Consider the following 12,523-nt stretch of genomic DNA (forward strand, 5'->3'; position numbering starts at 1 on the left):
TGCCCGTTGCTGTCCGCCGCGCCTCAGTGAGCCGCGAGCGCGGATGACCGCTGCGGCAGCGTGTCGGTTGCGGCGGCGCCCCGGCTCGGCGCTTTCTCAAGGCAATACCCCAGGCCGCGAACGGTCGAGATCCGAATGCCACTCGCCTCGATTTTCTTGCGCAGTCGATGCACGTAGACCTCGATCGCGTTGGTACTGACTTCCTCGCCCCACTCGCACAGATGGTCGACCAGTTGCTCCTTCGAAACCAATCGACCCGCGCGTTGCAACAGGACCTCCAGCAGGCCGAGTTCACGCGCTGACAATTCCACGACGCGTCCGTCGATGCTGGCCAGCCGACCGATCTGGTCGAAGCTGAGTCCGCCGTGCTGGATGACGGTTGGTCCGCCGCCGGCACCGCGCCGGGTCAGCGCGCGAATGCGCGCCTGCAGCTCCGACAAGGCGAAAGGCTTGGCCATATAGTCGTCGGCGCCGAGGTCGAGGCCCCGAACGCGTGCGTCGACGCTGTCCGCCGCGGTCAGTATCAATACCGGCACGGCCGATTGCCGGGCACGCAACCGTCGCAATACGTCGAGACCGCTCAGCCGCGGCAGGCCGAGGTCGAGAATCAACAAATCGTAGTCGTGTAGCGACAGTGCATTGTCCGCGTCGCTGCCGCTGGTCACATGGTCCACCGCATAACCTGCATGCCGCAGCGAGCGGATCAGGCCATCGGCGAGGACGCTGTCGTCTTCCGCAATCAGGATACGCATGGCTTGAACTCGTGACGAAAAGCGGAACGAGCGGACCGGGAGAAGCCGCCGAGCGCCGCGGTTGGCGGGGTTGCGGGGATGCTCGGTCTGACGGCCGAGTTTACCCACCGGTACTTTCGCCGCCATTGCCACGCCGGACAATTGGGGCCGGCCCGGAGATTCGAGCAAGCGACAGGCAGGCGGTCAGTCCGATGCAGGATGTCACGGGCCAGGCTAGCTTCGAATTCCCCCGTTTGGCCATTTCAAAACCGCAGAATGCCTCCATTTAACTGTATCGTAGCAGCCACACGTCGGGGCATCGGCGGCCTGCATGCAGGCAATGGTAGGCAGAGGTGGGCTGGGCACGCCTTCAGGCTCCTGCGTCGGCGTCACGATGTGCGGTCAGCCACTAAATGGTTGAGGCAGCAACCGGCCAATGCGCCGAGTCCGACGAGTCGTGCACCTCGCGTATGCTGGTCATCTCACGGTGCAACGACGATTTCACTTGCATCCATAACTGTTTTTTTATACAGTAGCGAATCGCTCGTCATCATCTGCGTTTCCGCCACTGCACAACCCGCCGCGCGTTTCGGCGAGGGTCTTGAAGGACGACCCGGCGCAGGTCGGGGGCCTCTGAATCAGCAAGGACATTTCAATGGAAGACAGCAAGAAGGGTTCGGCCGCTTTGAAGGCAGACAAGAGTCAGGCCCTGGCGGCCGCGCTCGCGCAGATCGAGAAGCAGTTCGGCAAGGGCTCGGTGATGCGGCTGGGTGACAACGAGAAGACCGAAGACATCCAGGTGGTGTCGACCGGCTCGTTGGGTCTGGACATCGCATTGGGCGTGGGCGGCCTGCCGCGTGGTCGCGTGGTCGAAATCTACGGTCCGGAATCGTCGGGCAAGACGACGCTGACATTGCAGGTCATCGCCGAAATGCAAAAGCAGGGCGGTACCTGCGCGTTCATCGACGCCGAGCATGCGCTGGACGTGCAATATGCGTCGAAGCTCGGCGTGAAGGTGTCGGACTTGCTGATTTCGCAGCCGGACACCGGCGAGCAGGCGCTGGAAATCACCGACGCGCTGGTGCGTTCGGGATCGATCGACATGATCGTCATCGATTCGGTGGCGGCACTGGTGCCGAAGGCCGAAATCGAAGGCGAGATGGGTGATTCGCTGCCGGGCCTCCAGGCGCGGCTGATGTCGCAGGCGCTGCGCAAGCTGACGGCGTTGATTCAGCGCGCCAACTGTCTGGTTATCTTCATCAACCAGATCCGCATGAAGATCGGTGTGATGTTCGGCAGCCCGGAGACGACGACGGGCGGTAATGCGCTGAAGTTCTATGCGTCGGTCCGTCTGGACATCCGTCGTATCGGTTCGATCAAGAAGGCCGATGTGGTGATCGGTTCGGAGACGCGGGTCAAGGTCGTCAAGAACAAGGTTGCGGCGCCGTTCCGGGAAACTATCTTTGACATTCTCTACGGCGAAGGTATTTCGCGAGAAGGCGAAATCATCGATCTCGGCGTCGAGGCGAAGATTGTCGAGAAAGCTGGCGCCTGGTACAGCTACAAGGGTGAGCGGGTCGGCCAGGGCAAGGACAATGCGCGTGAATTCCTGCGCAGCAATCCAGACATTTCTCGGGAAATCGAAAATCGTATCCGCGAAGCCAAGGGCGTGTCACTGATGGCCGCTTTGCCGCCGGGCGTGGACGCGGATGGCGTGATCGGTGAATAAGTAAGTAGGGTCGGCGTACGGCCAGCCTGCAATGGGCTGTGCCGTACCGCTCGCCCTAGTCGGAGAGGCGATCGGAATGAAGCGTTCCTTGCCACTGCACGGCGCGTCGGACGGGGCCGCCGACGTGGGCGACATCGACGTGGGCGACATTCCTGCCGATACCGGTGCTGGATTCGTCCGTCCTGCCCAAGCACCGGATCCGCTCAGCCGCACGACACCCGTCAATGAAGAAGACAGCTGGCTCGAGCTCGAGCCGTTTCCGCTGACCGACGGGCACACGTCGAAAAGCATCGAGTCATCTGCAACCCTGTCACGTCCGTCGCCGGATGTCTGCGCTTCGGCAAGCGCGGTGGACGTTGCCGCGATGTCGCAAGCTGACTCCGCTCGATCCGCTGCGGTCCGCGCTCCCGACCCCACAGACGCGAGCGCTGCGAGCGGCGTCAGCTCGCCGGACAGCGATGCCAAGGCGCTGCCGAGCGTAGCTGCCGAATCCGACTGGCTCGACGAACTCGATGAACTCGGTGAAGCAGACGGAGCCGGCAGATCCGTAGAATTCCGCCTGGCCGCGGCACGCCGGACCGTGGACAGACCGGCATCAGCAGGCCTTGCTGCACGCGTTGTTGCACGTGCTACTGCGGGCGTTACCGCAGGTCTCATGCATCCCGGCGCACGCCGCTCACGTGCCGACGCCACTGCCGCCGCCTCGCCGTCCAAGACGTTGGATGTGGCCGCCAAGGCGCGTGCGACGCCTCGCATGAACGTGGCGCGCGACAAAGCGAAACCGCAAAAAAGCCTGCGTAGCCGGGCGATCGGCTATCTGTCGCGGCGCGAGCATAGTCGGGCAGAGCTGGGTGCTAAGCTGGCCCCGTTTCTTGCAGAAGAAGAAAGCGACGATACGGTTGCTGCGCTACTCGACGCGCTCCAGCGCGAGGGATGGTTGTCCGATGAACGCTACGCAGAAAGCCTGCTGAACCGTCGCGCGGGCCGTTTCGGCAGTCAGCGCATCCTGTCCGAGTTGCGGCGGAGCAAGGTGGACGAGTCGCTGGTCCAGCAGTCCGCGGAACAACTGGCAGACTCCGAATATCGACGCGCACTCGACGTATGGCAGAAGAAATTCGGTCGCATCGGTGCGCCCGACACGCCGCAGGCAAGGGCCAAGCAGATGCGCTTCCTGTTGTCCCGAGGCTTTTCGTCTGGGGTCTCGGTAAAGGTCTTGCGCATATGCGGCGCGGACGACGCGTTCGACTACCTGTCGGAGGAATGACGTTGGCGCCGGCGCAGCGCATGGATGTCGCAGTCGCGAACCGGACCGTTTGACCAAGGCCCGGCGCGGCTTTCGGTGGCCCGTCGCTCGACACTAGGCCAGGGCCTCCTACGCGCCGACAACGCTTCAGCCGCAACATGCGAAGGTACTGACCGAGGCGCCATCGCGCCATCGCGCCATCGCGAGCCGATACGCCGACCGTTCCGCGCCGGCTTCTGAAAACTCATGCCGCGTCGATACCACCGTGCCATTGCGCTTTGAGCCGGCGGGGCCGTCCAAGCTGTGCCCGAGCCGTCCAAGCGGTTCAAGCGTTCCAAGTCGTCCAAGTCGCCCAAGTGGCCCAAGTGGCCCAAGTGGCCATCGCCAGAGCGGTCAGAGCCGACTCGACCCGACCGACCCGACCGACCCAGCCCTTCTCGAGCCACCCACGTCCGGCGAAGTCGACTGCAACGGTGATCGCGAACCGTCACAGCGCTGCGCCGCAGGCTTGACCGACGCGCCCGGGCTGTCTTGCCTAGCCAGAGTAATCGGCTTGTGACTCACGCTGGTGACGATCGTGCCGCCATCGTCGTGCATCCATGCCTGGCCAAGTGCATCCGCGCCGCTCAAGCCGCGCAGTACCACCTCGGCAGGCCTCGGTCGATTGTTGGTCCATAGTCAATGAACCCTGCGCCAGGGCCGTCGGACGCCCCTCAGGGCATCACGTCATTGTCAAATCGGCGCTTTTGCCTATGCTAGAATCCGACGGTTTCCGACATGGCCGTTTCGTCCGCCCATTAGCATGCCGATCGCTCCGCCGGCTTTCCCTTTGTCGCTTACGCGCAGCAGCGCGTTTCCGCAAGGTATTGTCTGTCGAAAGGAGCGCGCGCTTCGCTTGTCGGCCGGCGCATCGTCGGTTCCGGTCGCCGGGGTCCATTTGTCTTTCCGCGGCGCCCGGCGCACCGCGTTCGCGAAGTACTTCCGGCTGCCGCAACTGGCGGCGGCCGCGTCTCGACTGCCTGCCATCGTTTCTCCTTTCGTATCCCGCATCCAGGAATGCCGAATCGCACGGTTCGATGCCGTTCCGTTTCCTGGCGCACATACCGAACGGACACCTGCGACGGCAATGACGCGGCCAGCCTTTTTCCAAACGAATCATTCTGACTGAAGGGAATCACGCATGAAGATTCACGAGTACCAGGGCAAAGAGATCCTGCGCAAATTCGGCGTCGCCGTGCCGCGTGGCACCGCAGTATTCAGCGTCGACGAAGCCGTCAAGGCGGCTGAAGAGCTGGGCGGTCCGGTCTGGGTCGTGAAGGCTCAGATCCACGCGGGCGGCCGGGGCAAGGGCGGCGGCGTGAAGGTCGCCAAGTCGCTCGACCAGGTGCGTGAATATGCCGGCCAGATCCTCGGCATGCAGCTGATCACGCACCAGACCGGCGCCGAAGGCCAGAAGGTGGGCCGTCTGCTGATCGAAGAAGGCGCGGACATCAAGAAGGAACTTTATCTCGGTCTGGTCGTCGACCGCGTCACGCAAAAAGTGACGGTGATGGGTTCGAGCGAAGGCGGCATGGAAATCGAAGAAGTTGCCGCCAAGACGCCCGAGCTGATTCACAAGGTCGCCGTCGACCCGTCGCAAGGCCTGTCGGACGCCCAGGCGGACGATCTGGCGCGCAAGATCGGTGTGCCGGACGCGTCGATCGAGAAGGCTCGCACGGTTCTGAAGGGTCTGTATCAAGCGTTCTGGGATACCGACGCGTCGCTCGCCGAAATCAACCCGCTGGTGCTGACCGGTGACGGCAACGTCATCGCGCTCGACGCCAAGTTCAACTTCGACTCGAACGCGCTGTTCCGTCACCCTGAAATCGTCGAATACCGCGATCTGGCCGAAGAAGATCCGGCTGAAATCGAGGCTTCGAAGTTCGATCTCGCCTACATCTCGCTCGACGGCAACATCGGCTGCCTGGTCAACGGCGCCGGTCTGGCAATGGCGACGATGGACACCATCAAGCTGTTTGGCGGCGAGCCGGCGAACTTCCTGGACGTCGGCGGTGGCGCGACGACCGAGAAGGTCACCGAAGCGTTCAAGATCATGCTGAAGAACCCGGACCTGAAGGCGATTCTGGTCAACATCTTCGGCGGCATCATGCGTTGCGACGTGATCGCCGAAGGCGTGATCGCCGCGTCGAAGGCCGTGTCTCTGAAGGTGCCGCTGGTGGTGCGCATGAAGGGCACGAACGAGGACCTCGGCAAGAAGATGCTGGCCGAGTCGGGTCTGCCGATCATCTCTGCGGACAGCATGGAAGAAGCGGCGCAGCGCGTGGTCGCCGCGGCTGCCGGCAAGTAAGTCCGACGCCTTCCCTATGCCGCAACCCGTGCTCGGCGCCTCGTGGCGACGAGCGGGGCACCCTATTAGACAGAGGTAACCATGTCGATTCTGATCAATAAAGACACCAAGGTCATCACGCAGGGCATCACCGGCAAGACCGGCCAGTTCCACACGCGTACCTGCCGCGAATACGCCAATGGCCGCGAAGCCTATGTCGCGGGCGTCAATCCGAAGCGTGCGGGCGAAGACTTCGAAGGCATTCCGATCTTCGGTAGCGTCAAGGAAGCGAAGGAACAGACCGGCGCGACCGTGTCGGTCATCTACGTTCCGCCGGCTGGCGCCGCGGCTGCGATCTGGGAAGCCGTCGAGGCCGATCTCGATCTGGCGATCTGCATCACCGAAGGCATCCCGGTCCGCGACATGATCGCGCTGAAGGACCGCATGCGCCGCGAGAACCGCAAGACGCTGCTGCTGGGACCGAACTGCCCTGGCGTGATCACGCCGGACGAACTGAAGATCGGCATCATGCCGGGCCACATTCACCGCAAGGGCCGCATCGGCGTCGTGTCGCGTTCGGGCACGCTGACGTATGAAGCAGTTGGTCAGCTGACCGCGCTGGGCCTTGGCCAGTCGTCGGCAGTCGGCATCGGCGGCGACCCGGTGAACGGTCTGAAGCACATCGACGTGCTGCGCATGTTCAACGACGATCCGGAAACCGATGCGGTCGTGATGATCGGCGAAATCGGCGGTTCGGACGAAGAAGCGGCGGCACTGTGGGCGAAGGACAACATGAAGAAGCCGATCGTCGGCTTCATCGCGGGTGTCACCGCGCCGGAAGGCAAGCGCATGGGCCACGCGGGCGCGATCATCTCGGGCGGCGAAGGCACGGCTGAGAGCAAGCTCGAAGTGATGGAATCGTGCGGCATCAAGACGACCAAGAACCCGTCGGAAATGGGTCGCCTGCTGAAGGCTGCGATCGGTGCCTGAAACGCGACGGCGCAATGCCGCAGCGAAAACACTGTAGGGCGTCCGTAAGGAACGTCTAATATACGGGGTGCCGGTGGCACCCCGTTTTCGTTGGCCCGGCGCTAGGCTGAGCTGGCGCGTCTGCAGATCCCCTTGCGCGTGGCCCTTCTTACTGCCACGGTGGATTTTCAAGATGAGCGAGGCGAGCCGGCAGTCCCTTCAGCGATACTTTTTCATCCCGAGGCACACTTGGAATTCCTGACTGATCTGCACTGGGGCGCGGTGCTACAAATCGTCGTCATCGATATCCTGCTCGGTGGCGACAACGCCGTCGTGATCGCATTGGCGTGCAAGGGCTTGCCGCCCGAACAGCGGCGTCGCGGTGTTCTATGGGGCACTGCGGGCGCCATTCTGCTGCGGCTGGTGCTGATTTCCTTCGCAGTCACCTTGCTCAATATTCCGGTCGTCAAGCTGGCCGGTGGCTTGTTGCTGCTGTGGATCGGCGTGCGCCTGGCGTTGCCGGACGACAAGCACCACGACGTGAAGCCAGCTTCGCGGCTGCTCGCCGCGATCAAGACCATCATCGTCGCCGATCTGGTGATGAGTCTGGACAATGTGATCGCGATCGCGGGGGCGGCCGAGGCAGCAGATCCGGCGCATCGGATCGGACTGGTCGCGTTCGGCTTGGTGCTAAGCATTCCGATCATCGTCTTCGGCAGCCAGTTGATCCTGCGTCTGCTCGATCGCATGCCATGGATCGTCATTGCCGGCGCGGCACTGCTTGGCTGGATCGGCGGCGGGCTGATCGTCACCGATCCATTGGTCGAGCGCACCGCGTTCGCTACCGTGCCCTACGGCGTCACTGCCGCACACGTAGCAGGTGCCGTTTTTGTCGTCGTCTGTGCAATGTTCATGCGGCGGCGGCACGCGCAGCGCATTGCGGTGTCTGGCGAGCGTCCCGACCGACACACTGACTGACCAAGCATGTTGAACACGAGTCGTGTTCGTCAATTGCACTGATTGGGGTAGGCCGTTCGGCCGAGTCGCGCAGCGGCTCGGAGCGGCGCACTGTAGACATCCTGTCACATGGGTCGTGCCGCGATGTCTACCGCTCACTTTGCCGCTGCCAGCACTTTTACCTCGGCTTCCATCATCGATCGAGGACGTCGCTCGTCCCGGGAGTCGGCGACTGCAAACACTCAGCCATCACCTTCCGGAGCCACCTGCTCGATAACGCGCCGCGCCGCCAGCACGTTATCGCGCTGGCAATCGGGCCGCCAATCGGGCCGCCAATCGGGCCGCCAATCGCGCCGCCAATCGGGCCGCCATTCGCGCCGGCAATCGTTCCAACAGGCGTGCCGGCAAGCGAGCCGACAACTGCGCCAGCCGACCCAGCTGCGCGTTCCTCTCCGGCAAGACATTCGCATCGGCCCGCGGTCGCCCGGTTGTTCCGCTCGGTGCGACGCGCCGAGCAGGTCGGATCGGCCGGCGGAGCGTGGCGAACGACGTCTGGCGATTCCGGCACCACATCAAGCGCCGCGCGACGCCGGTCGCGCCGTCGGCCAGGCCACGGATGACGCGGCCCAATCCGGACTCCGTGAACCCTCTGGCATCCACGAGGCGCCGAAACATCGCGTGCATCGGCCGCCCCCATTCGTGCACCGCCTGAGGGTCGTCAAGCGCGTCGGGCTAGGTGAGGAGGGATGGCCGACACGATGGCTGGCACGCCACCATCACGAACGGCGTAGACAGCGGCGGCGCTGGGCGAGGGCGGCGGTTCAGTGCGAGGCACTGGGTAGCGGGTCTGCCGGGCGCTGGCAATGTCGCGTGCTCGGTGCCTGCGGAGCGGACGCGTCCAGGGTCGGCCCGTCGCGCGCTCCGCTCTCGCGCGCTGTCGCCGAGTGTGTGTCGCCACCGCCAGACCAGCGCACACATCACGCGCAGGCAGTCCATGGCCGCGCGGTTGGCCCGCATGGGTGGCGCACGAGGCGCCACGCGTGGGCCGGCTTCACGCTGGTCGAGCTGATGATCGTAATGGCGATCGTCGCTGTGATATCGGCTTTCGCCGTTCCCGCTTACCAAGACTACCTTGCGCGAAGCCGCGTCAGCGAGGGTCTGGTTCTGGCGAGCATGGCGCAACTGGCCGTGACGGAAAATGCGTCGAACGGCACCGCTTTCGAGGCGGGCTACGAGCCGCCCGCGTCGACCCGCAATGTCGAGTCGATCGAAATCGATCCGGCAAGCGGCCAGATTGCCATCGCCTACCAGGCTCGCGTCGCGTCGCCCGGGTCCAATGTGCTCGTGCTCGTACCGTCGACGGCCGATGGCGCGTCCCGTGGCGGCCTTCAGGTGGGCGTTCGCCAGGAGGGCGTACTAGTGTGGGAATGCTTCGCAGCGGGCAAGGACCGCTCTCAGCTTGACGACGACGCACCGCTGCCGAGAGTCCAACCAACGTTGCCGGGTAAGCTGGCGCCGGCGGAATGCCGCGGCTAGCGCCGCACCCAGACGCTGCCGGGCAGGAATGCGCAGCTGTCCAGTATTGTCGATTCATCGGGCGTTTCGACCCGCCGACCGCGATTTCTCGGCGCGGAGAGGGGGCGGGGTGCGATGTCGTCTTAGATGATCGATGAGATCGGCAGGGGGGGCCGCTCAGAGCGCAGGCGGGGAGCTTGGGCCAGGAGCGCGGACCGGCAGCGGAGGCCGTACGCGCAGACTGGGAGCGCAGACCGGCAGCACAGGCCGGGAGCGCAGACCAGGAGCGCTGGCTGCGAGCGCAGGCCGGTAGCGCGGACCGGCAGCGGAAGCCGAAGCGCAGACCAGGAACGCAGACCAGGAACGCAGACCAGGAACGCAGACCAGGAACGCAGACCACGAACGCAGACCAAGAACGCAGACCAAGAACGCAGACCAAGAACGCAGACCAAGAACGCAGACCAGGAGCGCTGGCTGCGAGCGCTGGCTGCGAGCGCAGGCTGGGAACGCCGGCCAGGAGCGCCGGGTTAAGAAGTCTGTGGGCCCGGCTTGCGCGCAGACTGACGCAGCGATTGGGCCGAGTGAAAACGGACAGCGAAAACGGACAGCGAAAACGGACAGCGAAAACGGACAGCGAAAACGGACAGCACGCGGGTACGAACAGTCGTTATGAGCGGCGCGCCGGGACGGCAGCCTGGACCCGGAGCAGTTGCAGGAAAGGAGAAACGCATCGGCAGAGTTTGCGCCCCTGTGCCCCGCTTGTCTGAACAGGACGGCAGCGCCGTCGCTGCGGCCCTGATCGGGATTGTGCCGTCGCTGTGCGGTTGCTTGTGCTGTCGCTCATGCAGCCGCCCGTGCAGTCGCTTGCATCGCCGCGCATGACGGTGTCGTGCGACCCATGTGACGCGGTGCGAACCTTTGTGTATAGTCGCCGGGTCCAGTCAGGCAGTCCTCTCATGTCCTCCAAGTTTCCACCGCTGGTATTCCTCGGTTTCGTCGCCCTGTGGTGGACCGTGCCGTACAGCATCACCGCGCACACCTACCCGATCCCGACGTTTTTCTCGGAATTTGCGGCGCTTTCGTTGTTTGTTCTGGGCGCAGCGGCGCTGGGCTGGCAATGGTTCGCGCTTGGCCGTCCTCGGCTAAATCCTTCCCCCCGTGCCGCATTCATATTCCTCGGTCTTGCTGCGGTGCTGGTGGCGCAGCGTTTCTTGCTGCCGGTACAGCAACCGGTCCTGATCTACCTCGGCATAGGCTTCTTGCTCGTCGCCACGCTCGTCATGCATGTCGGGTATTGGAGTGGACGTTTGGGTCTGGCGGAGCGCACCGTCTTGGTCAGCGCGTATGCGCTGCTGGCAGGCGGCGCCTTCGCGCTGTTCTGCCAGTTGATCCAGTTGTTCCACCTCGAAGTCAAGGTTTCGCCTTTTGTGGTTGCCTACCGTGTCGCTGACTTCCGGCGACCGTTCGCGAACCTTGCGCAGGCGAATCATCTGGCGACCTACCTGGCGTTCGCACTCGCCGCGGCGCTGTATCTCGTGCAGACTCGGCGCCTGCCGGTGTGGGCGTGGCTGGTTCTGACGACCCTGTTCGCGGTCGGAGAGGCGTTGACGGTATCGCGCACGCCCTGGCTTCAAGTGCTGGTGATCGTTGCTTGCGGCTGGCTGATGGCATGGTCGGTCAGCCGTGAGATCGGCGCACGTTTCCGGCCGCGTGGCTTGCGCTTGCGGCCGTGGTTGTTGCCGGCCGGGGTGCTGGTGATCTATCTGATCGTCAACGTGGTGGTGCGTGAACTCAACGTGCTGCTCGACTGGAAGCTCGCCGTGTCCGCGGCCGAGCGTTTCAAGGACGCCGGGCAGATCTCGCCTCGCCTGTCGCTCTGGCGCTACGGCTGGACGATGTTCCTCGGAAGTCCCTGGTTGGGCGTTGGCTGGGGAGATTTCCCTGCCGCGCAGCATGAGCTGGTGCTGTCGCTCGGCAAGGTGGAGATCGCCAACAATTCGCACAACATCGTCGTCGACCTGCTGGCCAAGACCGGTGGCCTGGGCGCCTTGGTTGTCTTCGGCGGCCTTGCCTTCTGGCTCTGGCGGGCCGTGTCGGCTGGCTTGAGCCATGCGCGCCTGTTTTGCTTTACGTTGCTGGGCGTGGTGGCCGTGCACGCTTGCGTGGAGTATCCGCAACAGTATCTGTTCTTCTTGCTGCCGGTCGCGCTGCTGATCGGCCTGCTGGAGACCGAGTCGATGGTGCGGGTGCCGGCTCGCGTGAGCACCGCGCTCTACGGCGTGCTCACGGTGGTCGGCATCGGCGCGCTGTATCCGGTGTTCGCCGACTATCAGCGTGCCGAGGTGTTGTATTACGGACAGCGGCCCGAACAGCAATACCGTGCGGCACCGTCGACGTTCTTCAGCCCCTGGGGCAACTATGGGCTGGCAACGCTGCTTCCGCTCAATGCGGATGATCTGACCGGCAAGCTCGCCATGCATCGTCAGGCAATCGCTTTGCTGCCGGGGGAGACGGTATTGCGTCGTTACGCGATCCTGTTGGCGCTTGACGGCCGTCAGCAGGCGGCGATCGAGGAAGTGGCGCGTCTGCGCGAGTTCGCGACTGCCCTCAACGATTGGCCCACGCAACTCGGGTTGATGTACGCGTTGTGCGACGACCAAGGCGTCGTGCTGGATGGCTTCAAGGCCGAACTGCAACGCCGCTACGGCGGACGGCCCGCTGCGAGCGTCAACGACGATGCCGATGGCGACGAGGTCGACGACTGATCGCGTATGGAAGCCGTGCGGGCGCAGAGCCGGTGGGCTTCGACAGCGCCATCATGTTTGGCCGGTAGGCAGACGCCCGATGAGCCTGTTGCTCAGCTTGCACTTGTTGGAGAGAGGCTGCGTCGCGATGATGGCTTGACGTTGTTATCCCCATCCTGGCTGCATGCGTCTCCGCGGTAGGCCGGCAGGACGCCGGGCCGACGCACAGTGCCCGGCAGGCCGTTACGCTGGCAACCGGCAACCGGCAACCGGCAACCGGCAACCGGCAACCGGCAACCGGCAACCGGC

General features: G+C 64.1%; 9 protein-coding genes. 8 read left to right on the forward strand and 1 reads right to left on the reverse strand.

All coding sequences use genetic code 11. The features are described from left to right. Positions 1-23 precede the first annotated feature (23 nt). Complete coding sequence (locus tag BLU54_RS22455; RefSeq protein ID WP_091913319.1) at positions 24-752, reverse strand: response regulator; 729 nt, start codon at positions 750-752, stop codon at positions 24-26. A 634-nt stretch (positions 753-1,386) separates the two neighbouring features. Here BLU54_RS22455 and recA point away from each other — a divergent pair. From recA to BLU54_RS22495, 8 genes are all read left to right on the forward strand, one after another. Then, positions 1,387-2,460: a recombinase RecA gene (recA, locus tag BLU54_RS22460; RefSeq protein ID WP_091913321.1), complete on the forward strand. Its 1,074-nt coding sequence runs from the start codon at positions 1,387-1,389 to the stop codon at positions 2,458-2,460. An 88-nt stretch (positions 2,461-2,548) separates the two neighbouring features. After that, positions 2,549-3,724, forward strand: coding sequence for a recombination regulator RecX (recX, locus tag BLU54_RS22465; RefSeq protein ID WP_211435396.1), 1,176 nt, complete (start codon positions 2,549-2,551; stop codon positions 3,722-3,724). A gap of 781 nt (positions 3,725-4,505) precedes the next feature. Further along, positions 4,506-4,871, forward strand: coding sequence for a hypothetical protein (locus tag BLU54_RS22470; RefSeq protein WP_091913325.1), 366 nt, complete (start codon positions 4,506-4,508; stop codon positions 4,869-4,871). A gap of 12 nt (positions 4,872-4,883) precedes the next feature. Further along, a complete protein-coding gene (gene sucC / locus BLU54_RS22475; RefSeq protein WP_091913327.1) occupies positions 4,884-6,050 on the forward strand; it encodes an ADP-forming succinate--CoA ligase subunit beta in 1,167 nt (388 codons plus the stop codon). An 81-nt stretch (positions 6,051-6,131) separates the two neighbouring features. After that, positions 6,132-7,019: a succinate--CoA ligase subunit alpha gene (gene sucD / locus BLU54_RS22480; RefSeq protein WP_091913329.1), complete on the forward strand. Its 888-nt coding sequence runs from the start codon at positions 6,132-6,134 to the stop codon at positions 7,017-7,019. 228 nt (positions 7,020-7,247) lie between these two features. Then, on the forward strand, positions 7,248-7,976 hold the full coding sequence (locus BLU54_RS22485) for a TerC family protein (protein ID WP_091913331.1): 729 nt from the start codon (positions 7,248-7,250) through the stop codon (positions 7,974-7,976). 1,047 nt (positions 7,977-9,023) lie between these two features. Continuing rightward, a complete protein-coding gene (locus BLU54_RS24335) occupies positions 9,024-9,491 on the forward strand; it encodes a pilin (RefSeq protein WP_139169798.1) in 468 nt (155 codons plus the stop codon). A 935-nt stretch (positions 9,492-10,426) separates the two neighbouring features. Continuing rightward, on the forward strand, positions 10,427-12,235 hold the full coding sequence (locus BLU54_RS22495) for a PglL family O-oligosaccharyltransferase (protein WP_091913333.1): 1,809 nt from the start codon (positions 10,427-10,429) through the stop codon (positions 12,233-12,235). Positions 12,236-12,523 lie beyond the last annotated feature (288 nt).

This window comes from Chitinasiproducens palmae (assembly GCF_900095735.1).
Classification (GTDB): Bacteria; Pseudomonadota; Gammaproteobacteria; order Burkholderiales; family Burkholderiaceae; genus Chitinasiproducens; species Chitinasiproducens palmae.